Origin of the sequence: Parabacteroides sp. AF17-3 (assembly GCF_003635445.1) — a bacterium.
Taxonomy (GTDB): Bacteria; Bacteroidota; Bacteroidia; order Bacteroidales; family Tannerellaceae; genus Parabacteroides; species Parabacteroides goldsteinii.
The window spans coordinates 217,061-243,554 of sequence record NZ_QTMM01000009.1 but is presented as its reverse complement, the minus strand read 5'-3'; the positions used below and the strand labels follow the sequence as shown (position 1 = coordinate 243,554).

At 42.9% G+C, this 26,494-nt stretch carries 11 protein-coding genes; 10 read left to right on the top strand and 1 reads right to left on the bottom strand.

What is annotated here, in order from left to right; genetic code table 11:
• Positions 1–6 precede the first annotated feature (6 nt).
• Both DWW91_RS13960 and DWW91_RS13955 read left to right on the top strand, forming a co-directional pair.
• The gene (locus DWW91_RS13960) at positions 7–2,406 is read left to right on the top strand and encodes an ABC transporter permease (protein ID WP_122328076.1); all 2,400 of its coding nucleotides are present in this window, start codon (positions 7–9) and stop codon (positions 2,404–2,406) included.
• A 41-nt stretch (positions 2,407–2,447) separates the two neighbouring features.
• Positions 2,448–4,817: an ABC transporter permease gene (locus DWW91_RS13955; protein ID WP_233584489.1), complete on the top strand. Its 2,370-nt coding sequence runs from the start codon at positions 2,448–2,450 to the stop codon at positions 4,815–4,817.
• 698 nt (positions 4,818–5,515) lie between these two features.
• On the opposite strand, the gene DWW91_RS13950 is transcribed toward DWW91_RS13955, so the two are convergent.
• Positions 5,516–8,392, bottom strand: coding sequence for a hypothetical protein (locus tag DWW91_RS13950; RefSeq protein ID WP_122328074.1), 2,877 nt, complete (start codon positions 8,390–8,392; stop codon positions 5,516–5,518).
• Positions 8,393–8,642: 250 nt separating this feature from the next.
• Between DWW91_RS13950 and DWW91_RS13945 the strand changes: the two genes are divergently transcribed.
• The 8 genes from DWW91_RS13945 to DWW91_RS13910 all read left to right on the top strand — a co-directional run bounded on the left by DWW91_RS13945 (position 8,643) and on the right by DWW91_RS13910 (position 26,489).
• Entirely contained in the window at positions 8,643–10,970 is a 2,328-nt protein-coding gene (locus DWW91_RS13945) for an ABC transporter permease (RefSeq protein ID WP_122328073.1), read from the top strand.
• Positions 10,971–10,986: 16 nt separating this feature from the next.
• Complete coding sequence (locus tag DWW91_RS13940; protein WP_082207498.1) at positions 10,987–13,299, top strand: ABC transporter permease; 2,313 nt, start codon at positions 10,987–10,989, stop codon at positions 13,297–13,299.
• Positions 13,300–13,306: 7 nt separating this feature from the next.
• The gene (locus DWW91_RS13935; RefSeq protein WP_122328072.1) at positions 13,307–15,625 is read left to right on the top strand and encodes an ABC transporter permease; all 2,319 of its coding nucleotides are present in this window, start codon (positions 13,307–13,309) and stop codon (positions 15,623–15,625) included.
• 6 nt (positions 15,626–15,631) lie between these two features.
• Complete coding sequence (locus tag DWW91_RS13930; RefSeq protein ID WP_122328071.1) at positions 15,632–18,019, top strand: ABC transporter permease; 2,388 nt, start codon at positions 15,632–15,634, stop codon at positions 18,017–18,019.
• A gap of 16 nt (positions 18,020–18,035) precedes the next feature.
• The gene (locus DWW91_RS13925; protein WP_122328092.1) at positions 18,036–19,088 is read left to right on the top strand and encodes a BF3164 family lipoprotein; all 1,053 of its coding nucleotides are present in this window, start codon (positions 18,036–18,038) and stop codon (positions 19,086–19,088) included.
• A 67-nt stretch (positions 19,089–19,155) separates the two neighbouring features.
• A complete protein-coding gene (locus tag DWW91_RS13920; RefSeq protein WP_122328070.1) occupies positions 19,156–21,528 on the top strand; it encodes an ABC transporter permease in 2,373 nt (790 codons plus the stop codon).
• 146 nt (positions 21,529–21,674) lie between these two features.
• Positions 21,675–24,071 carry an ABC transporter permease gene (locus DWW91_RS13915; protein ID WP_122328069.1) on the top strand — a complete coding sequence of 799 codons (2,397 nt, stop codon included), beginning with the start codon at positions 21,675–21,677 and terminating at the stop codon, positions 24,069–24,071.
• Between the two features lie 12 nt (positions 24,072–24,083).
• Positions 24,084–26,489 (top strand): FtsX-like permease family protein, encoded by a 2,406-nt coding sequence (locus tag DWW91_RS13910; protein WP_122328068.1) that lies wholly within the window; start codon positions 24,084–24,086, stop codon positions 26,487–26,489.
• Positions 26,490–26,494: the final 5 nt, after the last annotated feature.

Here is a 26,494-nt window from a genome sequence, read left to right as displayed (position 1 = left end):
TTTACCATGAAACTACTTATACTGGCCATACGCCCTTTATTGCGTTTCCGGACGTACACGTTTGTAAATATCATAGGTTTGGCTTTAAGCCTGACTTGCTTTATCATCATAAGCCGCTATGTGTATAGCGAATGGCAGACCGACCACTTTTACCCCGATCTGGATCGGGTGTTTACCACCATCTGCGAAGACGACAAGCACCCGGGCGAGATCATGTATTGCGGTATCTCCAATCCCAATAAAGAAAAGACATTCAATAGCCTGCTTGAACATCCGGGCGTGGAATGTGCCAGCAAAATACGAAAGGAAGAGGAGATAAGCTATTGGTACAACGAGAACGAATATCTGGGTAAAACCCTAATTGCCGACAGTAACTTCTTCCACATCGCCCGCTACCCGTTGTTAGTCGGTACTAACACATTGTCCAAGCCGGAAGAGGCTGTCATCACAGAAATGCTCGCCCGAAAGATATTCGGCAACGAGAGTGCATTAGGCAAACAACTACGCTTGTCCATAGGAAAAACAGTAACTATAACCGGTGTGATTGGGGTACCCGCCACAGCTAGCAGTATTGAGTTCGATTTGGTGATTTCCGAACAATTGTCTGACTGGCAGCGCATGAGCAACCATCTGGTTCGCCTCCAGCCGCAAGCCGATTACCGGCAGATCAACCGACAATACAACCAATTCATGTTAATGAAACATTGGAAATATAGCGTCCGCTACCAATTGTATCCCCTGTCGGAAGTGTATCTGAACAGGAACAACTACGAGAACCACTTCTTCCGGTTGGGCAACCCGACACATATCTATGTCTTGTCGATGGTAGCGTTGATGATACTCCTAGTGGGCATCTTCAACTTCATCAACATCTATTCCGTGGTTATACTGAAAAGAGGGCGCGAATGGGGGATGAAGAAAGTATTCGGTGCCGGTAGCTTGATGATGTTCGTCCAATTGTACTTGGAAAATGTGCTGATGATGGCTTTTGCCATCCTGCTAGGTTGGGTGTTCATCGAAGTGGCCAGTCCACTGGTACAGAATCAATTGGAATTGACATTCGTTACGAATAGCACCTTTGACTTATTGCTCAATGGCGGGATTCTGTTCCTGCTTCCTTTGTTTACCACCTTGATGCCTTTCATAAGGTATCGCCGCGAAGCACCGATCGTTTCCCTTCGTTCGGTCAACCGCAACGGGGGGTCGGTGGTGTCGCGCAAGCTGTTCTTGGTGGCCCAATACATCATCACCATCACGCTGATTGTCTGCTCGCTCTTCTTTATCAAGCAATTGAAGTTCATGCTGGATGCCGACCCTGGATTCCGTATCAAAGATGTCATTGCCTCCCGATTCTTTCAACCAAGACGAATTAATAACATCAGCAGGGAAGACTGGGAGAAAGAGCGTGAACGCAAAAAGCATCTAAGAGAGGTCATCCAACAACGCTTGGACGCTTCCCCGTTGATTGAAAAGTGGACGTATGGTCCCAGTCCGATCAAAGACAAAATGAGCGGTGGATTCAAATTCAAGGTATCCGACGGAGAGTTCAAAGAGTTTACCCTCACGTTTATTGCCCCCTCCTGGCTAAACCTATTCAATATAGAGGTAATAGAAGGCAAAGCAATCGACCCGAAAGAAGAACCGGATTTAGGTTACGGTTTATACCTCACCGAATCGGGGAAAAAGCTATTGGGCATCACCGACATCCAATCGACCGATGTACAACCGGAAAGACGGCTCTGGTTTTCAAGCGGCACAGATATGGACAGCAATCCTCCATATCGTATTTTGGGGGTTGTCAAAGACTTCACACCGGGCCATTGGGGTAAATTCACTAACCCGCCCATCATTATTCCTCACAGAAGCAATCCCGAAGAGTCACTTCTGGTAATACCGATAGCCGGACACAAGCAGGAGGTTCTGCATTTTCTGGAAGAGCTGCATAAAGAGTTGTTCGGAGGTAGTTTTGAGTATTCGTTCATCGAAGACGAACACAAGGCCCTATATCAGAAAGACCGGCAACTGACGGTAGTCTATTCCGTCTTTGCCCTCATCGCCATCCTGATCTCTTCATTGGGATTATTCAGCCTGTCTTTGTTTGATGTGCAACAACGGTACCGCGAAATAGCCATCCGTAAAGTGAACGGTGCCACTACCTCCGTCGTCATGCGGATGTTGTTGATAAAATATTACAAACTTTTAGGCATCGCCTTCCTCATCGCCTCGCCCATCGCCTGGCTGGCAATCAACCGGTATCTGGAGGACTTCGCCCACAAAGCACCCGTCTCCTGGTGGATATTCGCCGTCGCCCTGCTCCTGACTGCCGGAATATCGCTGGCAACCTTGATCTGGCAGATACGGAAAGCGGCACGGACCAATCCGGCGGAAGCCATAAAAGCAGAATAAGACAATCTGTTTAGGGATCGTAAACAATAAAAGCAATGTATATGAAAATCATCCTACTAGCCATACGCTCACTGATGCGTTTCCGTTTATACACCGTTATTAATGTCCTTGGCTTGGCGCTAAGCCTGGCCTGTGTGATCATTATCAGCCGGTATGTCTATAGTGAGGCGACAACAGACCATTTCAATACCAACCATGAGCGGATATATCTGAGTGTACGTCAGTGGGAAAGCGGTGAACGGATACCTCTTTTATTTACAACAGATAATGTGGTCCTGAAAAAGAACTATATCAATCCCCTGGATATACCGGAAATAGAGAAAAAAACCTCCTTTGTCTCCCTCAGCAATGTCGAAATACAGGTAGATGAGAACAAATTCAAAGCACATGTATTGGCTACAAACACCGCTTTCCTTCAAATACTGGATTTTCCGCTGGTAGAAGGGAACCGTGCACAACTGTTGGCCGACCCTAAAGGAGCCGTTATCACAAACCGATTCGCCCGGAAACTGTTCGGTAAAGAAAATCCGATCGGTAAGAACGTCGACTATAACGGAAACATACTGACCGTCCAGGGAATTATCGGAGAAACGGAGACACCCAGTTCTTTGACCTTCGACCTGTTGATATCTAAAGAATTGCAATGGCGTTGGCCGCCGGTTAATTACTTTAGTGTTGCTTTAGCCTATCCCGGTATCGATGCGGATCGCATTAACGAAAAACTCAAAGCAGAAAACCATAAAGCCGCCCAAAAAACGTTCTCTTTCCGGGTCATCCCGCTGGATAAACTATACATGGACAAAGCTGTCGACAAAGGAGTAAATACGTTTCGCCAGGGAAACCCGGACAGCCTGAAAATCCTCTCATTCGTTGCGATCTTGCTTTTATTGATCGGACTGTTCAACTTTATCCATATCAATTCGGTCGTTATCATTAAACGAGGCCGGGAACTGGGAATGAAAAAGGTATTCGGGGCAAGACCCGCACAATTATTCATCCAGCTATACGCAGAGAATCTGGTACTGACAACCATCTCCCTTTTTCTCAGTTGGATGATTATCGAAATCACCCTGCCGATACAAGAAAGCCAGTTAGGCATCACTGCCACCGTCGGCTCTTCTTTCAATATGATATTAACCGTTATTCTTTTGCTGGGACTTCCACTGATTATTACGTTATATCCATTTTTCAACTATAGCTTCCGGCAAACCATCCATTCACTTCAGGGAGTCACCCCCGGAAAAAACAAGATGGCTACCCGTTCGTTGTTTCTGGTCGTGCAGTATGTTATCACTTGTTGCCTGATCATATCATCCATCTTCTTTATGAAGCAACTGCACTTCATGTTGCATGCTGACCTGGGATACCGAACTAAAGACATTATAAAAGCCTGGTTTATACGTCCTTCTTCAAAGATGTTCTATGGTGAAGAAGAACAGAAACAGACTGAAAGCGTTTCCTCCGCCATACAGGAAACACTCAAAGCATCCCCTCTGTTCCAGTCGTTCTCCTATGGAGAAAGTCCGTATGAATTACCAACTGATAACTACGATAAGGTCAGTATGCGCATCCCCGGAGGAGAATGGCAGGAGGTACTTCATGTCAAACTATATAAAAGTTTCTTTGATTTATACCAAATACCAGTTTACGCAGACGGCTTTCCGAAGAGCGAAAAAGAAATCCTGATGAATGAAACGGCTAAAAAATTATTCAGTAAAGGAGGAATCCCTCCTACGGAGCTGGAAAAAGATTCGTATAATGGCATCAGTTCGCTTCTGGTAAAAGGTTTTACTCCCGAATTTCAGGTAGTGCATCTCTCCCAGCGTAATCTTCCCGTCATCATGACTTTCAAAGATGTGCAGAATGAACTATACTATCCTGGGAAACTCATGGCATCCATTGTCCCCAGACGCCGGTCGGAAGCGATCAAACTTCTGAAAGAACTCCATGACAAGACTATCGGAGGAGAATTTGAATACACTTTTGTAGAAGACGAGATCAGTGCCATGTACGAAAAGGACCGGTTGGTTGCCCGGATCTATTCCGTTTTTACCCTCGTCTCCATCTTGATCTCTTCGATGGGATTATTCAGCCTTTCCCTTTTCGACATTCAACAGCGTTACAAAGAGATAGCGATCCGCAAAGTGAACGGGGCAACGACAGGAGCCATCATGAATTTGTTATTGCGGAAATATTACAAGCTACTCGGTTTCTCTTTCCTGATAGCCACTCCTCTTTCCTGGCTGGCAATCACGAGATATCTGGAAAACTTTGCCAATAAAGCTCCGTTATCCTGGTGGATTTTCGCTATTGCTTTCCTGATTACCGCAGGTATTTCCCTGCTCACCCTGATCTGGCAAATCCGAAAAGCGGCACGGACAAACCCGGCAAAAGCTATCAAGACGGAATAAATCAGGGAGACAAACAAGCACACCTATATAATTCGGGTAAAAAGCGTTCACCATTCACCTTTCTGTCGTATATAACTAATATAATGACAATTACAATACAATATCCAGGTGAACGGTTTAGCAAAAGGGTGAATGGTTACTACAAACCCTTCACCCTGAACTACTACCAATTATCATATAACCCATTAACCCGCCAACAATAGTATATTAACACAAAAGAAATAACCCAATAGCTTAACGACCACGCCCGGTAAGCTTTTCGACCACTGTCGCTAAGCTTAACCACCTACGTCGGCAAGCTTAACGATGGCAGTCAAAAAACGACCGGATAGTATGTTTACCATTAGTTATATATTGCTTTCCGATTAGTTCCCTATTACATGAATGATAGTTGGATATAAAGGTATAGTTCAGAATTTATCAGATGTGAGCTATTTATAGTGACTGGTTGTACCTGTCTCCCCTCTCAAGAGGGGAATTGGTTACTCCCGTCGCTATAAACTGATAGCTCAATTATTTCTAATATGACCGCGAAAGCCTATTTCCAATTAACAAATAAAACCTCGGCAGGAAGCCAGGTGAAGGGTTCGGATAAACCATTCACCTTTCAGGCAAACCATTCACCTGATTTACAACAACACAAATAACAAATAAACAACAACTTACACCAATCAGGGTGAACGGTGAACGATTATTTCCTAAAATGTGATAGAAAACAGTGCCTCGACCTGGAACTTGCCATAATCGATCGGTTGTATCAACCGTACGCCGGTTGTCAGCGGGAAGCTCATCCGGAAGACATTCCAGTCAAAGATCAGATCGGTACCGAATGAACTTTGTGTTGTCCAGTCATGACCTTTGGCAGCCTGGTTACGGTTCAGGTCGTAAAATAGGTTGGCACGCAGGCGGCGGATATAAGCTAGTTGCCCGAGACTGAGATCCGGTGAAAAGACAGAAAAAGCATAATCAGCCTTAAAGGCAATCTGCTGACGGGTCTGATACATGAAATTATATCCGCGAGGCTTATCTATCAAATGTTTGGGTAAATACAGGGTTTTATTGTCCACACTCTGGTATTGGTATCCCATACGCAACATCAATCCGTGATTACGCAGGATACCCGGCCAATAAGCCGTCAGGCGTCCGGCATACAGGCTTCCGTAGTTTTCCTTATTGAAAGGAGACTGGAGATACTGCAACCGCAACTGATATCCCCAGCGGGGCAGGATATCACGCTGGGCTTTCCGGCGGTAACTGTAAAACAATACTTCCGGCAGGATATACTGGAAATTGCTATATGTACGGCTTTCATATTGCTGATACCTGTCGTTGGTAAAATAATAGGCAACCGCCGGTTGTATTCCCCGGATATAATGGTTGCGGGTAAGATTGAAAGGAAGGTAGACACGCGCCTCAGCCTCCAGCAAGGTACGTCTTACGGTTGCCGCCTGTGCCACTTCCTTATCCTTGTCGTTGGTCACCCAGGTTACATCGAATGCTTTACCGCCATAATCGGCAGCGATATCGATGACCGGAAACCAACCTTTATAGGTAAATGATAATTTGCCATGATGTTCACCCTTATTGTAATACCATCCAGCTTGCATGATAGCCGTGTTCAACGTGTTTTGCGAAAGGACCATAACGCCCGGTTTCACGATCGTACTCAGATCGTCAGCCCCCGTATTCATCGCTTCCGCCACATCATAATAGAAGGGGGCCCAACTATGTAACTTAAACGTATGCGCTCCTTTGCGGTAAGGACGCGGATTAAACTCGATAGGAGTCAGTTTGGCTGAATCCAGATTGAACTGCTCCTGTTCAACCAGCGAAGTAACCAGCGGAGAATGATAAGGATCGCCCAAGTCCGCCTTTTCCGCTTCCAGGCTATCCACCGCCAAAGAACCGATACGATACCCGTCTGCCTGGTAATCCGAATAAAGCAGTTTGTCTTTACCGGGAGTAAAAGCCGGATCGAAAGCCCCGAAACGGGCAGATGTCAACCGGTAAGTGGCTGTATCCGACGGATTCAGATAATAGATATTATTAGTTCCGTTGGCTCCCGATTCAAAAAACAGTTTGCCGTTGCTCCAAAGCGGAGCGGTAATATTTACGGAAGTGGTTGCCAGCAATTCACTCCATGCACCGGTCTGCGTATCCAGTTGCAGCAGACTTATACCGGTAGCGGTTACGGCTACGGCAGTAATCGTTCCATTATCATCGTAGGTTAACTCTTTGATGAAGGCATTATCCGGAACAGTAAAATAACGCTGTTCCTTTCCCGTTGCCAGGTCGACCAGCACCAACTGGTTTTCACCGCTTACCGTAAAACGGGAAACGGCTGCCGTCCGGTTGTCCTTGTCGATAGCCGGAGCCAGATAACGCCCACGGGGAGTAAGTATCGTCACCTTTCCCGTTTCTAAATCATATTGTTTTATAACGGAATAATTTTCATGTGTCCAACGCAGGCCCGGGACAATTTCTGTCCAGTACACCTTGTTGCCGGCCAGGTTCAAACGGCTGTTGATCGTTCCGAGATAACACAATCGCTTTTCCTTTCCGTTCGTTACCGAAACCAGCGAATTGATATCCTGCAAACCTGATTTAACGGCAATAACCGTCGAGTCATTCACCGCCTGCGGATAACGGTAAGAAGTATATTTTCCGGGTTTCGGCGAAAGATAATCGGGAATAACGGCAGCAGTGTCCATCTTCCTCCATTCGTCGCGCAAAAAGTCGAACGTCTCATTATACAGTCCGTCGATGCTTATTCCGGCATTATGTTTAAAGGCATTGCTGAACATCGGGATCGCAAAGAAACGGTTCACATACCGGGTGGTCGTCTTATCCCATATATCCGCCCCGAAACGGTGGCGGGCAAAAGAAGTCAGGTTATAACCCAATGCATAATAATCGCCCGTATAATCTTTATAAGAACCCAGATACCATTTATCGAACGAGTAATTTTTTCCTTCTCCCAGCATCTGGGCACGGTAAGGCATACTGAATTCCGGCAACCGCCCTCTCCCGCCGTTCGACATGGAAGTCTCGGTTCCCACCGCATCGCCTTCCAGAAACCAGCTCGGCATGAAAAAGGCAGCAACGCCCGCCGCCTGCTCACCGATTATATAGTATAAAGGTTTGAACCAACCACGCATCACCTTGCTGGTCTGGAGGACATGCCGCGACTCGTGCAGCACCAGATGTTTGTCCCAGCTCACCCCATCGAGTTTGGAGGAAGGCGTCGTGATCAGTTCCATACGGCGCGGCGCCCACGATACCAATCCGTTAGACGACATATTGGCCGGATGGAGAATCACCGGAAATTTCTTCTGCATCCCTGTCCCGATCGTCTTCTGCAAATGCGGATAAGCATTTTCCAGATAGAGGGCGTAGTTATAAGCCATCGAATCGTTACCCTGCGGATACACCAGGTTATAATGGGGCAACTTGACAATGTTCCATTTGAACCGTGCCGGATCGGAGCCGTAATCCAGAAACTGAGCCTGCATATGAAGGCTGGCAAACAAACAAAAAGCCACTAAAAAGATATATCGTGATACGGGTATCTGCATACTTATAGAGTTATAAACCACAAAACTATAAAATATAACCAATCCGCTTTACATTTTCTACGGCAAAGTAGATGGAAGGATACGTTAATTATTCCGTACCATTCGCACAACACCGTGCGCAAACGAACGTAATTCGTGCGGATACACACACAGTCCCCAACGCCCCACATCCGATAACAGCATAGTTACTAAGAAGTTACCCGTTTGGCACATCTTTTGTATTTTTCAATATACAATTACAATTGAAACCATGTTAAAACATTACCTACTGATTGCTATACGCAACCTATTAAAATACAAAACGCAATCGATCGTCAGCATTATCGGCCTGGCGATGGGATTTACCTGTTTTGCACTGGCAACATTATGGATACGATATGAAATGACTTACGACAACTTCCGTGAAGGAGCCGAACGTATCTTCCTTGTCAGGAACGAAGACAAAAACAGCAAAGACGGTTTATCGACAGTCACCCCCTCCCCGCTGGCGGCTTACCTGCAAGAGACATATCCAGAGATAGAACAGGCCGGCAATACACGGGGTGGCGATTTTGAATTCAAATATGAGGGAATTACCCATCCATCCTGTATAATAGATATGGACTCCGCCCTGATGAAAACATTTCCGGTCCGGTTGATAAGCGGAAACACCAATTTCCTGTTACCTGATAATAAAGAAATAGCCATCACCGAAGAACTTGCCGAAAAACTATTCGGTAAAGAGAATCCGATCGGAAAAGAATTGATGATCTATAATGAGAAAAGACCGGTCTGTGCAGTCGTCCAATCATGGGGAACACATACCAATATCCCCTTTGATATAATAGAAGCCAATCATCAATATGCATATTGGGGCGCTCTCAACTGGTCTACTTATATCAAAGTCAGGGAAGGGACAGACATCAAGGCTTTCAGCAAAAAACTATATGAACATACGATTGAACAAGATCATACGCTACTGGAACATTTAGTATTGACACCGATCACCCGGCTGCGTTACGATCATCCGATAGAGGAAGCGACCGTTAAATTCAATCATATCCTGCTGTTTGCATTATCGGGCGGCCTGGTTATCCTCTGTTCGCTGTTCAACTATCTGACATTGTTCGTCAGCCGGATACGAATGCGCGGAAAAGAGATTGCCTTACGTAAAGTGTGCGGCTCCTCAGACCGGCATCTGATGGGTTTATTCTCCATAGAGTATCTACTGACCTTGCTAGCCGCCATTTTCATCGGCATGTTGCTGATCGAACTGATACTACCGACTTTCCGGGAATTATCCGAAATCCATACGGCCACCAACGGAATCTACCTGGAAGCTATCCTTTATTCGCTTTTTGTGGCAGTACTGTCATTCTTTATCTCTTTATTCCCGATCCAATATTTCCGCCGCCAGTCGTTGAACGCTGCAATCAAGGGGACGGAGAAAGGGAACGGAAAGAATTATTTCCAGAAGTTCTTCCTGGTATTCCAGTTTATCATCAGTATCGGATTTATCTTCTGTACGGTCGTAATGATTAAACAGATACATTTCCTTTCACATTCCGACCGTGTCGTGGAACGGGCCGGAAGGGCATCTTTCGTATTCAGTACCAAATCGTCCGAAGCCAGTCTGCGGGAGGAACTGAAACAAATACCTATGATTACAACTATTCTCCCGGGCAATCATAATGCATTCATACCTTTCACAGGAAAACAATATATGACAACGAAGGAATGGGATGAAAAACCGGCATCAACAAATGAAATACGCCTGGAACTTATCCCCAGTGGCGAACAAATATGCAATTACTATAACCTGAAACTTCTGAGTGGTAAAATGCTAAAGGACGACGATCAAAAGGACAAAGTGATGATCAACGAAGCAGCAGTCCGGGAGTTCGGATGGCGGGACCCGATCGGTAAATATTTCCAAAAGTTCGATTCAACCCGTTTACAGGTTATCGGTGTTATACGCGACTTCTGTAAAGAATCGCCTACCATACCGGTGAAACCGATTATGTTCACCGTTCAGGAATACTATTATTCGATCAGTTCCAGCGGAGTGCTGCTTTTCAAATTCCATGAAGGACAATGGCCGGAATGCAAACGACGGATCGACGCGTTGATCAAAGAAAAGCACCCGGAATTTACCTTCTACAGTTTAGACAGCGCCGAAGAAGAGTATAACAAATTCCTCCAATCGGAAAATGCCCTGATCAAGTTGCTCGACTTCGTTACGGTAGTCTGCATCCTCATCTCTGTGTTCGGTATTTTCTCCCTGGTAACCCTCAACTGCGAACAACGCCGTAGGGAAATAGCCGTCCGCAAAGTAAACGGTGCTACTGCCCGAATGATTATACGCATGTTCTTTAAGGAGTATATGTTGTTGCTTTGCCTGGCAGCATGTATCGCCTTGCCAGTCGGTTACCTCATCATGAAGCCCTGGCTGGAGAATTATGTGATACAAACAGAGATAAGCGCCTGGATTTATCCGGTTCTTTTGATCTGTCTCATATTTATTATTACCTTGTGCATAAGTTGGCGCATATGGAAAGCCGCAGGCAGGAATCCGGCAGAAGTGATTAAATCCGAATAAATTCAACGATTATATTATGAGCATGTTACAACATTATATCAAACTCGCATTCCGTAATCTGATAAAGTACAAATCGCAATCCGTTATCAGCATCATCGGCCTGGCTATCGGTTTTACCTGTTTTGCCCTGTCTACCTTGTGGATACGATACGAACTGACTTACGACACTTTTCATAAAGGGGCCGACCGGATTTATCTGGTACGCGTTGAATCATATATGTCCAGCAGCGGCATATCGGAAATTACGCCTTATCCGTTAGCCGGTTTCCTGAAAGCGACATTTCCGGAAGTGGAAGATGCCTGCAATATGCAAGCCTGGGGGATGGCATTCAAATATAAAGGAAAAGAATATACTTCATTTAAGATCGGAGTCGATTCTGCGACAGTAAACATGTTCGATTTTCAGCTAATCAGCGGTAGTCGGGATTTTATGCTTCAGAATAATAATAAACTGGCTATCACCGACCGGTTTGCCAAACAATTGTTCGGCGCAGAAGATCCTATCGGAAAAGAAATCGATATCTATGGAGATAAGGTCATTTGTGCAGTCGTTAAGCCCTGGGATACGCATAGTAATCTGCCGTTCGATTTTCTTGAATCAAACAGTTTCGGAAAAGAATGGAATGCCTCTGCCTGGCAAACATTTATCAGACTGCGGGAAGGTGCCGATATTCAGGCATTCAGAAAAAAACTCGATGAATATAAGACGAAACCCGGCCAAACATTTTCTGTCGATAAGATCGTACTGACACCTATTACCTCCATGCGCTATGACCGTCCCAATCGGGTTGTAACAGTCAAATACGAACATATCCTCCTGTTTGCCTCGGCAGGCGGATTGGTCATATTATGTGCCTTATTCAATTATCTGACTCTATTTATTACACGGATCCGGATGCGTAGCCGCGAAATTGCCTTACGGAAAGTTTGCGGATCGTCTGATAAAAACCAGATGGTTTTATTTGGAGTCGAATATTCGATCACCTTATTGCTTGCTTTATTCACCGGTTTAATCCTGATAGAATTAGCATTGCCGACATTCAGGGAGTTATCAGAAATAAAACTGGATAATATGGATATCTACCTGGCTGCCATTAAATATACCGCAATCGTAGCCTCCCTTTCTTTCTTATTATCCTTATACCCAATCTATTATTTCAGGCAAAAGACACTGAATGCCATGCTAAAAGGTTCAACCGGAAGCAAAAGCAAAAATATATTCCAGAAAGTCAGCATGATAGCACAATTCGTGATCAGTATCTGTTTTATCTTCTGCGCGGTAATCCTGATGAAACAAATCCACCATCTGAACCAGGCCGACTTTGGATTCGAACGGACAAACCGGGCCTGCATTAATACATATCCGTCCATCGACGGATTAAGAGAAGAAATGGCGAAAGTCCCATTTATAACCGAAATATTTCCCGATAGCATATCAGCCATCTTCCCTCGCTATGCCCGTTCTTATAGTACAATAGACAGATGGGATGGACGCCAGGATTCCACTGCTTCCGTCAGCTTGGAGATGTTCGACTGTAACCAGGCATACTTCAAATTTTATGAATTCCAACTTCTTGAAGGAGAGATCCCTGCCGATGGGAACAGCGATCATATATTAATCAACCAGGCCGGAATCAAAGAGTTGAATATGGATCACCCGATCGGGAAAACAATCGGAGGCGACAATCCCTGGATAATCTCCGGTGTCATTAAAGACTTCTATATTGCACCTCCGACAGTACCATGCAAGCCTGGCTTTATGGTATTCAAGAAAAAAGCCGAATTTAACGACAGTTCCATCCTGTTCAAATATCAGGAAGGGACCTGGACTAACTGCAAACAACGGCTGGACGCATTAGTGAGAAAACTAAATCCGGACGTCAGAAGTTGCCGGATCAACAATATGGAAGAAGAATACGGTAAATTCCTGAAATCGGAAAACGCTTTGCTGATGATGCTGGATTTCGTGACGCTGGTCTGTGTATTGATCTCCCTGTTCGGAGTCTTCTCACTCGTCACCCTCGACTGTGAGAAACGCCGCAAAGAGATTGCCATCCGGAAAGTGAACGGCGCAGTAACACCTCATATCATGCAGTCTTTCCTGTTGAAATACATGCTTTTATTATTGGTCGCCTCTGCCATTGCCTTCCCGACCGGTTACCTCATCATGAAGCCGTGGGTGGAAAGTTATGTACTTCAAACCCGGATAGACTTCTGGATTTATCCGGTAATATGGCTGGTATTAGCAGCACTCATCACTTTATGTACAGGTTGGAGAATATGGAGAGCAGCCAATCAGAATCCGGCAGAAGTTATTAAATCGGAATAAAACAGGTATGTTAAAACATTATCTCAAAATAGCAATACGCAATTTGCTGAAATACCGGTCACAATCGTTTATCAGCATCTTCGGCCTGGCAATCGGGTTCACCTGCTTTGCCCTGGGAAGTCTATGGATTCATTATGAAATGACTTATGACTCGTTTCACAAAGATGCCGACCGGATTTATCTGGTGCGGCAAAAAAGTATTCTTGACGAATCCGGAATGAGCAATACTCCTAGACCTTTAGCTGCATATTTAAAACAAACATGCCCTGAAATAGAGATTGCCTGCGCTACGACTTCATGGACAAACGACATTGCATTAAACGGTACACCTTATGAAACAAGGATACTAAAAGCAGATTCTACTGTTATGCATTTCTTCGATATAAAGATCATATCAGGCAATACTAATTTTCTCATTCCTTATAATGAAGAACTGGCTATCACAGAAGCATTAGCTAAGAAACTTTTTGGTAATGAAAATCCTATAGGGAAAGAAATAGAGTTCGGTGCCGATAAAGAAAAAAGGAAGATTTGTGCTATTGTAAAGGGTTGGTCAGAACACAGTAATATTCCATTCGGACTCGTTTGTAGTGATAGCGATAAAAAGCAATGGACCTACTTCTCACATGAGACATACATCAAATTATATCCCAAAACCGACTTTTATAAGTTTTCGGAAAAAATGGGCAAAATGGAGATAAAGCAAGATGACATAAAATTAGCACCACTGGTAGTAACACCTCTGACTTCTTTACACTATGATCATCCGCAAACTAAAACAGAAATAAAATTCAATCACATCCTCTTGTTTTCATTAGCCGGTGGACTGGTTATTCTTTGCTCCTTATTCAATTTCCTGACATTGTTTGTTTCCCGAATACACATGAGAAACAGGGAACTCGCTTTACGACAAATATGCGGAGCCTCTTTTAAAGGATTACTGGCACTCTTATCTACCGAATTTTTCACATTGTTTTTTATTGCACTTCTGGTTGGAATGGTACTAATCGAACTTGTGTATCCGTCTTTCAAGGAACTCTCGGAGATTCATTCCAATAAAACACTCGTATTTACAGAAGCATTAGTTTATATTGGAGTTATCATACTCTGTTCCTATACATTAATATTAATTGTTCTTAGCTATTTCCGCCATAAAACATTACAATCTTCCATCAAAGGGGCTACCAAGGGACAGGGGAATAATATGTTTCGCAAAGTGTGTATTATCTTCCAACTGATCATTAGCATCGGAATCATTTTCTGCTCCATCATCATGGTTAAACAACTCCACTATTTAAGAAATACAGATATTGGTATCGAAAGAAAAAATATCGCTTCCATCTCCATTTATCCTTATTCAGAAAAATATAAACAGACACTGACTCAAATGCCCGAAGTAACGGATATACTGACAGAACATGGTAGCCTATTACCTTACCGAAGCCGGATTTCTTATCATATTGAAGATTGGAGCGATAAAAAGGAAAATGATCAGCCAATCAGTCTGGAAGTCGTTTGCGGCACGAAATCGCTTGCCCAATTTTATAACCTCACCTTACTTAAAGGCGAGATGATCCACGATTCCGATCTGTCCGGTCAGGTACTGATCAATGAAGCAGCAGCAAAAGCATTCGGATGGAACGATCCCATAGGAAAAAGTATTATTCAACCTAAAGACGTATATCAAGTAAAAGGACTGATCAAAGATACTTATAATGCATCTCCTACGACACCAGTCAATCCGACATTATATTTGTCTCCGGAGAAATACAAACAACTATTTTATAATTCTCCCCAAGATATTATTTTCAAATACAAAGAAGGAAGTTGGACAACAATAAAAAAGCATTTGGAAAGCGTTAAGAAAGAGATGAAAGGAACATATACATATATCTACAATGCGACAGAAGAGTACGACAAGTACCTTAAATCGGAAGATGCGCTATTAAAGATGCTTCATTTCACCTCTGCTGTTTGCATTATTATCTCAATATTTGGTGTCTTTTCCTTCGTTACCTTGACTTGTGAACAGCGTAAAAAAGAAATAGCCATACGGAAAGTAAACGGAGCGACAACCAAAAGCATTCTGAAAAAATTCTTCAATGAATATCTTTTCCTTGTCGCAATAAGTACAGCCATAGCATTCCCTGTCGGCTATCTCGCAATGAGATACTGGCTGGAGAGTTACGTAAAACAAACAGAAATAAATATATGGATCTACCCTCTATTATTTATTGTAATCGAACTTATTATCATAGCTAGCGTCGGCTGGAAAATCTGGAAAGCAGCCAATCAAAATCCGGCGGTAGTCGTTAAATCAGAATAAATAAACATGAAAATCATCCTGTTAGCCATACGAACTCTCCTACGATTCCGGCTTTATACGGCAATCAATATACTGGGACTGGCACTCAGCCTGGCCTGCTGTATATTGATATTCCGGTATGTCTACAGTGAAATGACCACCGACCATTTTATTCCGGAAGTAGACAGGGTTTGCTATACAGTGATGGAAGATGAAGTATCCCACCAGAAAAGACTCTACGGTCTGTTACCTGAATATGGATATACCCCAAGCCCATTGGAAGATCCGGCTGTAGAAATTGTATCTACACTATTCCAGAGTGACAAAGATCAGATTACAGTCGATAACAAACTGTACAATGTTGCCTCTTTAGCCGCAGACACGAATTATCTGAAAATAGTACCGATCCCCATACTAAAAACGTCCCGGAATAAATTATTAGAGAATCCGCAAGACGCAATAATCTCGGAAGACCTATCCCGATTAGTATTCGGGAAGGAAGATCCGATCGGTCAACAAATCACCACCTCGATGGGAGAGATTGTAACCGTCGTTGCCGTTATGGGTAAACCGGACACCCGATTTTCCATGCCTTTCGACCTGCTGATATCGAATGAATCGGCCAACTACAGAAAATATTCAATGCCCCATTCCCTTGTCAAATTACATAAGGGGCATTCTGCTGCCTCCGTCAACAAGGAATACGAAGCATTCCATAAAATGTCTAATTTCACCAACCGCCTACGCATCTGCTTTTACCCTCTACAGAAGCTATATTTCGATCAGCAGGTAGTCACATACCTGGATAACCGGTTGGTAGGGAATTATACACACGTACTTATCCTGATAGCAATTGCCGTATTGATCATGCTGGTAGGATTATTCAATTTTATCAATGTCTACACAGTGTTGATCCAGAAACGGGCACGTGAATTCGGTATGAAAAAAGTATTCGGAGCAAATACCCCGCAAATAGCCGTTCAATTGTATACTGAAAACTTATGTATGACTCTCGTAGCTTTATTTCTGGCATGGGTATTCATAGAAACAGGGACGTTGCTGGTCAATACTTTTCTAATGATCCGGATTCCTTTGCATTTTTTATTTGACGCCAGCCTTTCTGTAGGGATTCTATTCCTGTTACCTTTTATCACGGCCATATACCCCTTCTTCCAATATAATTATTCTTCTCCGGTAACTTCTTTAAAAAAGATCGGGAGAGGCGGAGAATCTACTATATCCAGAAAAGTATTCCTTTGTTTACAATATATTATCACACTAGCTTTAACCATCGTATCTATCTATTCTATCCATCAGTTAAACTTTATGCTGAATACCGATCTTGGATATGAAACAGATAATATTATCAAAATCTCACCAATAGAAGGGCCACGGGGAAGCGATATGAGCATGTGGAATAAATACAATCTGATTGTTCGACAACTGGACAGAAACCTGAAAAATACTCCCTCGCTCATCAAGCTGCACAGCTATTCTCCCGGCCCGATCAGTCGTTTAGGGCAAAATTGCTGGGCACATATTCCGGGAAAAGAATGGACAAGTATAGGAACCCAAGTAAGCAATCAAAATTCCTTCCGTATTCTGGGGATAAAGGCGATTGAAGGACGGCTATGGAATGACTCCATCGATAATGATATGGATCTTTCGATTGTTATCAATGAATCGGCAAAAAGAGAACTGGGTATTACAGATATCGATGAAACACCAGTCATTCTGGACCGCCTGCTTGTTTACAGTCCGCAAACGAAAGAGCAACCGGCTCCCAGGTATCAAGTTATCGGAGTTATTAAAGATATGTGTACACAACATTTGTCTAAAGGCTATGAACCGATGATTTTCTTTTATTATAAAGAAGGTTTTTCATCCGGTCTATTAGTCTGTATCGTTCCGGATAAAAAACAGGAAGCAATCGACTTTCTTCGAAAAATATACAACGAGTCATGTGGAAATGAACTCCCTTATACATTTTTGAAAGATGAAGTGTTGTCTATTTACAAGGAGGATAAGCAATTGGTCAGTGTCGCCTCCCTTTTCGCGATTATAGCCATATTGATTTCTGCTATGGGCTTGTTTAGTTTATCCCTATTCGATATACAACAACGGTTTCATGAGATATCGATTCGGAAAATAAACGGAGCAACGACCAAAGCCATATGGCAAATGTTATTTATCAAATACAGTCAATTATATGGAATAGCCTGTCTGGTCGGTTTGCCTTTATCCTGGCTGGCCATCACTTTATATATGGTCGATTTTGCCTACAAAGCCCATATTGCCTGGTGGATTTTTGCCATCGCGATCCTTTTGACCGGAGGTATTTCATTCCTCACTCTGATCTGGCAAATACGAAAGGCAGCCCGTACAAACCCGGCAGAAATCATACATTCCGAATAATAAATACATGACAAATATGAAACAGTTACTATGTCTACTCACCAGTCTCTCCGTATTCTTTGCCTGTTCCACCCCTAACAGCAAAGACAGTGTAAAAACGTATAAAGCGACTACGGATATTACAGGCGAACTATCCGGCGAAGTTATTTTCGCCGGACAAGGGATACATAACTATTACGATGTAGCGATTACCAACGATTACTACGCGTTTATGGACTATTATAGCGACACGCTTCTGCAAATAAGAAGTAAAAAAGATTTATCGCTTCACGGAATAGGAGAAAGAGAAAAAGATACTTTTATAATCGCCTATCCGTCTTTTACTAAATATGATTATATCAACAAGAATAATAAAAACAAGGTATCTGTCTGGGACAACGATTCACGCAAATTGAAACGCATGGATCTGGATCAAACATCTCCGGCTCTTTCTGCAGAATCGGAGTCTATGTCCGATTATGGCCTGAAAGATGGTTGCACGAACTGTTGTATCACTTCCAAGGAATTATATGCCGTTCAGTTCAATCCTCACAAACCACAGGTATTCTTTTCATCCAATAAAACAAACGGACAATATGCTGTTCCGGGTTATCCTCAGATCACGGTTCCAATACCGGCAACAGTCCTTCAAAAGGGGTATGCCAGCGACCTGACGCTCAACGAGGAAAAAGGGGTGATCGTCGCTGCCCTGCGATTTATCGACTGTGTCAACTTCTACGATATGAATTGTGATATGACTGCATCGGTTTCTTTTGCTGATTATTATACCATACCGGTCCCCGACATTTCCAATAAATACTTGGATGCAGAGCAAAGCAAGAAATGTTTCATTGACATTTGCAGTTCAGAACAATATGTATTCTGTCTGTTCGACGGATCGACAAACTTTACCGGTAATTCAGTGATTTATGTATTCGACTGGGACGGCAAACAACAAGCCGTATTACAGGCAGACCGCAATTTACGGAAAATAGCCACAGAGAAATCCGGCGAGTATTTATTAGCTTTGTCTCCCAACGGGCAAGGAGGCAGAGATGTTATTAAATACAGCTTAAAGAACAAAATCTGACTCTGCATCCGGCCGAAGTCATTAAAATCGAATAAAGAAATAAATAACTGATAAACATTCACCAAGCATGTTGCAACACTATCTTATCATAGCCATACGTAATTTCTTCAAATATAAATTGCAGACCGTCATCAGCATTACCGGTCTGGCTATCGGATTGGTATGTTTTGCATACGGCATCAACTGGCTGAAATATGAGACCTCATACGATGGCTTCTATCCGCAATCCAAACAAATCTACATGCTTTACGGGGTAGACAAACAGACCGGCAAGAAAACGGAAGAACTACCCCTGATATTGGCAAGAAGATTAAAACAGGATTTCCCGGAAGTAATAGAAACGACGCAAATATACGCAAAGTATTCTTCTGATTTCTCCTATAATGAAAAGCGAGTGCCTAATCCGGATGAAGTATTTATCGATGAAAATTTCTTTTCATTCTTTCCACGAAAAGTCATTTGCGGAAGACAGGATAATATTTTGCAATCGTCTAATGATGTTGCTATAACTCGTTCTTTTGCCGTTAAACTATTTAGTAGTCCGGAAAAAGCTCTGGATAAAGTATTAAGTTGTGGTTATGAGAAAAACCTCAGGATCGTTTCCGTTCTGAAAGATGCACCTGACAATTCACTCTTTGTCGGAGAAGCTTTCGAATTAGATCAGTATACACGAAGGGCAGAGGTAGAAATACCAGAAGCTAATCAATGGATGTATTTAAATTCTAAAATATATCTGTTACTGGATAAAAACACGCATATCGACACATTCGAAAAAAAGATAACAAACTATACCTCTATCCATAAATACAATGAGACCATCTTTTTGAAGCTGATACCCGTCACAGCCGTCCGACATACATTCGGCAGCGAATTGTCCTTTAATCTTACTTATATCCAAACTTTTGCTATAACCGGATTATTATTGCTTCTATGCGTATTTTTCAACTTTATCAATCTGCAAATCAACCGGACCTATATACGAATCAAAGAAATGAAACTGCGCAACACTATCGGAGCCAGTAAAAAAGAAATGATCAGCCAGCTATTACTGGAATATTCATTGATGATATTTATAGCTACTTTATTTGCTTGGAGTTTAATGGAAATTACATTTCCCCTGTTCAAGTATATTTTCCATACAACAATTGATAGTAAAGAGTTGTATGTCGACATGATCAAAATCTCATTATTCAGCTGGATAATCACTCTTTCGATCTCGCTTCCTATATCATTCCGGTTTATCCGGACCTCTCAACTACTGGTATCCGGTGGTGTTGCACCTCATCGGAAAAGCGGGTTCCGCAAAATAGCAATGACAATCCAACTGGGTATCTGCGTATTTTTCCTGATGTGCGCTTTCATCCTGCTTAAACAAACCTCTCTGATGAAAAACAAAAATCTAGGATTTGAAAAAGAAGGCTTGATACAGATTACCATGCTGAATGATGACAGAGAAGGTACCGCACGTGAAATCGCATCCCTCCCCATCGTAAAAGAACTGGTGGTTGCATCATTTTTCTCTATCATGCACGAACCTTATTCATTAACAGAAGTTGAGTGGGAAGGAAAAAGCCCGGATACTAAAGTGAATTTCCATATGCTGGAAGTCGGTAAAAACTTTTTATCCGCATTCCAGATACCTTTATTAAAAGGGCGGTTGCTTGAAGAAACAGATCTGGTTAAGGGACCAAGACATTTTATGAGTTCTAAAGCGCTTATCAACGAAGAGGCTGCACGTATCATGGGATATACCGATCCGATTGGTAAAAAACTCAGCTTTTGGAACAATCAACAACAGGACGTAGAAATTGTCGGCATAGTAAAGGACTTCCAATCTACCAGCCTGAGAAACCCGATTCTTCCCGTTGTCATTACATTAAACCCTTCACTATGGAATAGTTATTTCTATTACGTCAAAGTAAATCCGGGAAATGAACAAAAAGCCATCAAAGCAGTTCGGGATGCATATAAAAAATACGCACTTCCATACGACCAGCAACCGGAGATAACGACGGTCAACGATGTATTAAAAGAATTAAGCCGATCGGAAGATGCCAGCCTGCAACTTTTCTCACTGCTGGCGATACTTTGCACACTCATCTCGGTCTTCGGACTATACTCCGTATCCTCCAGCAATATCACCCAACGGCGGAAAGAAGTAGCTATCCGGAAAGTGACGGGGGCATCCTCCCGAACGATCATCGGTATGTTTATTCGCGAATATGTATCTATTGTAATAGTAGCCAATTTGATTGCTTTGCCTTTAGCCTGGCTATTCATGCGCGGATGGCTGGAACAATATCCATACCGGATCAATATCAGTGCATGGATGTATCTGACCATCCTGTTATTCACAAGCATACTGATCATTTGCACTGTTCTTTACCAAACCTTAAAAGCAGCAAAAGCAAATCCGGCTGTATCGATAAAATCTGAATAAAAAGTGCATATACGAACAATTACTGTGCGTATATGCACTTTTTAAAAGAAAGGGAATGAATTACAAACTATTAATTATCATATCATTATAACATTGGCACATATTTTGTATTAAGATCAAAACAATTTACCTTTAAAAAGAGAATCATGATACGACACTATATAACTATCGCTTCACGCAATTTTATCAAATACAAATTGCAAACACTTATCAGCGTTATCGGACTGGCCATCGGACTCGTCTGTTTCACCTACGGGATGAAATGGCTGGAATACGAAACCTCGTACGACGGTTTTTATCCAAAGTCCGAACAAATGTACACGCTCTACGGTATCAACAAACAAACCGGAAAAAAAGAGAGAGAATTACCACTCGTTCTGGCCCGTAAACTCAAGCAAGATTTTCCGGAAATAAAAGAAACGGCACTGGTATACGGGAATTTCGGTTCTACCTTCGAATATAACGATCAGATACTGGAAGATCCGGAAGAAATATTTATCGACAACAACTTCTTCACCCTTTTCCCCAGGAAAGTTCTCAGCGGCCGGCAAACGAATCTGTTGCATTCGCTGGATGAAATTGTCATAACCCGATCTTTTGCCCTCAAATATTTCAAAAGCCCGGAAGATGCGATCGGGAAAGTGATGAAAAATGGATACCGGGAAACGCTCACCATCGTGGCGGTAGTGGAAGATGCACCTGCTAACTCCGCATTCAAACAGGATGTCTTCGAGTTGGATAAGTTCACTACTGAAATGACGGACAGGATATCGGAAGACAGACAATGGAGTCAATTTGAAAATGAAATTTATCTGCTACTGGAAGACAAAGCCAGTGTAGATGTGTTCAGAAAAAAGTTGCAAACCTATCTGGAGAAAAACAACTACCTGAATACGCTTGCGGTAAAGATGATTCCGTTAACAGACATGCGGCATACTTTTGGAAGCGAGTTATCGTTCAACTTATCCTACATCCGCACTTTTGCCATAACAACCATTTTGCTATTACTGTGCGTATTCTTCAATTTCATCAATCTCCTTCTAAACCGTATCTACCAGCGCATAAAAGAGATAAGGCTCCGGAATTCGATCGGTGCCGGTAAACGGGAGTTGATCATACAGCTATTGACCGAACTCACATTACAAACAGGTATCGCTTTTGTTCTGGCCTTTTGTCTGCTGGAACTCACTTCTTCGCTGTTCTGTAAAACCTTCGATACGAAGATAACCGACCCTGATTTTTATACGAGTTTGATTATAATCACTTTAGTCAGCTGGGGGGTATTGATAGTTGTTTCATTCCCCTTATTACTGCGTTTCATACGAACATCTTCACTGATGTTGTCCGGAGGTATTTCTGCCAACCGGAAGGGTTCGTTCCGCAAGGTCAGCATGACTATTCAACTCGGTATTTGCGTATTCTTCCTGATGAGCACCTTCATCATGCTCCGACAGATTTCATTAATGAAACATAAGGACCTGGGATTCCAAAAAGAAGGACTGATTCATATCACAATGGATTATCATGACCGGTCCGGAATCACCCACGAACTGGCAACCCTTTCGATAATCGATGAGTTTGTAGAATGTAGCATCTTCTCCATCACCCACGAACCTCATACTCAAAATGAAGTCAGTTGGGAAGGAAAGCCGGATGATTTCAATCCGAATTTCCAGGTAATCAAGGTAGGCGATAAATTTCTGGATGCATTCAAAATAACTTTATTAAAAGGTAATTTTATAAATGAAGGCGACTCAGATCCGGAAGACTGGACCACGCCGGGCAACACAGCCGTTATCAATGAAGAAGCTGTTCGGATTATGGGAATAGACAACCCGATCGGAAAAAAGATCAGTATCTGGAACGGTGTTATTTACGGAGACGGAAAACGAGGACAAAAAGAGCTGGAGATCGTAGGCATCGTCAAAGACTTCCAGGCGGCCAGCCTCCGTAACCCTATACTCCCGGCGATTATCACGCTCGACGGGAGTAACTGGAACAGTTACTGCTATTATGCCCGTGTGAAACCCGAAAATGAACAGGCTGCCATCAAAACAATACGGACAGTCTTTGAGAAGCACAAGGAAGAAGGAGATACAACTCCCCAAATACAGACAATGACAGATGTTTTCAACCAGTTGAACAAATCGGAAGATGCCAGCCTGCAACTCTTCTCCCTGCTGGCCATACTCTGTACTTTGATCTCGATCTTCGGAATCTATTCCGTTTCATCCAGCAACATTGCACAACGTCGGAAAGAAGTAGCCGTACGCAAGGTGATGGGCGCCTCATCGAAAACAATTATCAGCATGTTCTTCAAAGAATATCTGACAATCGTAGTCATTGCCAATGCGGTTGCCCTTCCACTAGCCTGGTTGTTTATGCACGGATGGCTGGAACAATATCCTTATCGCATCAGTATCGGTTTATGGATGTATGCCATAATATTGTTAGCAACAAGCGCTTTGATTATCTGTACCGTCCTTTACCAGACACTGAAAGCGTCTGAAACGAATCCGGCCGAAGTCATAAAAAGCGAATAAAAAATTAATCTTATGATACGTCATTATTTAAAAGTCACTCTCAGGGAATTTGCCAAATATAAAACTCAATCGCTGGTCAGCATTATCGGACTGGCAATCGGCTTCACGGCCTTTATCCTGGGCGGTTACTGGCTGTGGTGGGAAACACATTTCGATAACTTTCATCCGAACGGCGACCGGCTTTATTGCCTGACCACCACCGGACTGGTGAAAAAAGCAACCGGAGCAGATGCCGACCTGGACCAGTTACATATGAACGATCTGGCCGAACTAACAAAACTATTGCCTGAGATCGAACAAGTATGCAAATTCGCAAACTGCAATTTCACGATAAAAGAAAATAATAGCAGCAAATATATTTACGGGCTTGTCTGCGATCATTCCTTTTTCGAAATGTTCCGTTCCGACTTTGTCGCCGGGACATACAAAGGGACTGTCCTCGACGGTCAATCGGTTGTTCTCACCCAAAGCACGGCTATGAGATTTTTCGGAACTACCGATTGCATCGGGAAAGTCTTTGATTTAACAGGGCAGTATCACCCTACCATAGTCGGAGTGATCAAAGATTATCCGGATAATTCAGACTTTATCTTCGAATTCCTTTTAATCGATCAGGTAAAACCGATGACGCACGTAAACCGGAATAAAACATATGTACGTTTACACCGGGACTGTAATATCAAAAAAGTAAAAGAAAAACTGGCAGCTTATAAAAGCCATGCTGATGATCCTTATGGAACCGAGCATGTAGACCAATGGAAAATAAACCTGCGGACACCTTCGGAAGTTCACTTATATTGCCATCCGGAACTGGATAACAGGATACGGAACATTCATATCCTGGCACTCGCCGGTTTAATGGCCTTCATGAGTGCCCTTATGAACCTGCTGGTCCTTTTTATCGGACAGCAACAACGGAAGAAGAATAAAAACAGAACCTACCTTTGCATCGGGGCTTCTACCAAAGAGATGATGCAAAAAGGCTGGACGGAATTATTCCTCCCCATGTTCATCGCTTATTTATTGGCATTCTGCCTGATTGAAGTCATTTATCCCTATTATGACAGTTACACCACCTGGAATCGTTACGGAATGTACGAAGGCGTATCCCGCCATATCGACCAATCGGCATTAGTGTTCAATGCGATAACAGCAATCCTCGCCAGTACGCTATTATTCTGGATAATTACTTATCTGCCGATCCGCAGGATACTTTGCAGCCCGGGCACCCAGTCCGTTGCTTTGAAAAGAGGATTAATAGCCGGTCAGATATTTATCGGATCGCTGTTCTTCATTACATCTATTATTCTTTTCATGCAATTGCATTTTATTCTGAACAAAGATAAAGGTGTAGAGTATGAGAATGTGCTTCAGATGGATATGGGATACGAAAATGCATACGAGAATGACCTGAGAGTTCTCGAACCGGAGTTACGAAATCATCCTTATATACAAGAAGTCTGCTACACAGCTGTAAACTCTCCGGTATTTACGGAACAAGGAGACTGGTATGGAACAGAAATTATACATTTATCATTTGATCCGGCCGAAACAGATCCGTTCCGGGAAGATAATCTGATGCTAGTCAGTAAAGATTTCTTTTCACTGTTCCATATCGGCCTGAGAGAAGGAAAATGGCTGGACGAGAGTAATCCGGGTTCTTATCTCGTCAATGAAACCGGTTACCGTCAGTTGGGTTATAAAGACTTATTGGAAAGAAGCATTTACAGATATGATGAAAAACAATATTCGGCAACTACCCAAAAAGTATCGGGCATAATAAACGATTACATTTATGCTCCCATGCAATTTCCTGTATTAAGTATCTTTTTCCGTCTTCATACCGATAAAGATGCAAAGAATTATACGCCTGTTCAATACTTCTATGTCCGTTATCTTCCGGGACATAAAAAAGAAGTAACCGAACATATCAGGCAGGTGGCAAAAAAGTTCAACGTAAGCGGAGTGACAGACACTAGTTTATGTACTCCACTAACGGATTTAGTGGATAAGTTCAACCAGCCGGAGAAAGTCATTTTCAGTGTATTCAGTATCATTGCAATCCTCTGTATCCTGATCTCCACTTTCGGTATTTACTCCCTGGTCAGCCTCTCCGCCCAACAGCGTAAAAAAGAGATTGCCATCCGCAAAGTGAACGGTGCGACCTTCTACCATATCCTGCAATTATTCTTCAGGGAATACCTGATATTAGTCGTGATCAGCAACCTGTTTGCCTTACCGATAGGCTATATCCTGATGAATCGCTGGCTGGAAACATATGCCAACCACATCCACCTGACGATATGGCCTTTCATCGCCGTCTTTTTCATTACCTGTGTAATTGTCCTCCTTTCCATCTTCCGTCAGGTAAAGGAAGCAGCACTGGCAAATCCGGCAGAATCAGTAAAAAGTGAATAAAAAAG

Excerpts from the sequence above, each read along its gene's own strand:
- DWW91_RS13935 (WP_122328072.1), top strand. The coding sequence starts at position 13,307 with ATGTTAAAACATTATCTCAAAATAGCAATACGCAATTTGCTGAAATAC.
- DWW91_RS13940 (WP_082207498.1), top strand. The coding sequence starts at position 10,987 with ATGAGCATGTTACAACATTATATCAAACTCGCATTCCGTAATCTGATA.
- DWW91_RS13955 (WP_233584489.1), top strand. The coding sequence starts at position 2,448 with ATGAAAATCATCCTACTAGCCATACGCTCACTGATGCGTTTCCGTTTA.
- DWW91_RS13945 (WP_122328073.1), top strand. The coding sequence starts at position 8,643 with ATGTTAAAACATTACCTACTGATTGCTATACGCAACCTATTAAAATAC.
- DWW91_RS13915 (WP_122328069.1), top strand. The coding sequence starts at position 21,675 with ATGATACGACACTATATAACTATCGCTTCACGCAATTTTATCAAATAC.
- DWW91_RS13930 (WP_122328071.1), top strand. The coding sequence starts at position 15,632 with ATGAAAATCATCCTGTTAGCCATACGAACTCTCCTACGATTCCGGCTT.
- DWW91_RS13910 (WP_122328068.1), top strand. The coding sequence starts at position 24,084 with ATGATACGTCATTATTTAAAAGTCACTCTCAGGGAATTTGCCAAATAT.
- DWW91_RS13920 (WP_122328070.1), top strand. The coding sequence starts at position 19,156 with ATGTTGCAACACTATCTTATCATAGCCATACGTAATTTCTTCAAATAT.
- DWW91_RS13925 (WP_122328092.1), top strand. The coding sequence starts at position 18,036 with ATGAAACAGTTACTATGTCTACTCACCAGTCTCTCCGTATTCTTTGCC.
- DWW91_RS13960 (WP_122328076.1), top strand. The coding sequence starts at position 7 with ATGAAACTACTTATACTGGCCATACGCCCTTTATTGCGTTTCCGGACG.
- DWW91_RS13950 (WP_122328074.1), bottom strand. The coding sequence starts at position 8,392 with ATGCAGATACCCGTATCACGATATATCTTTTTAGTGGCTTTTTGTTTG.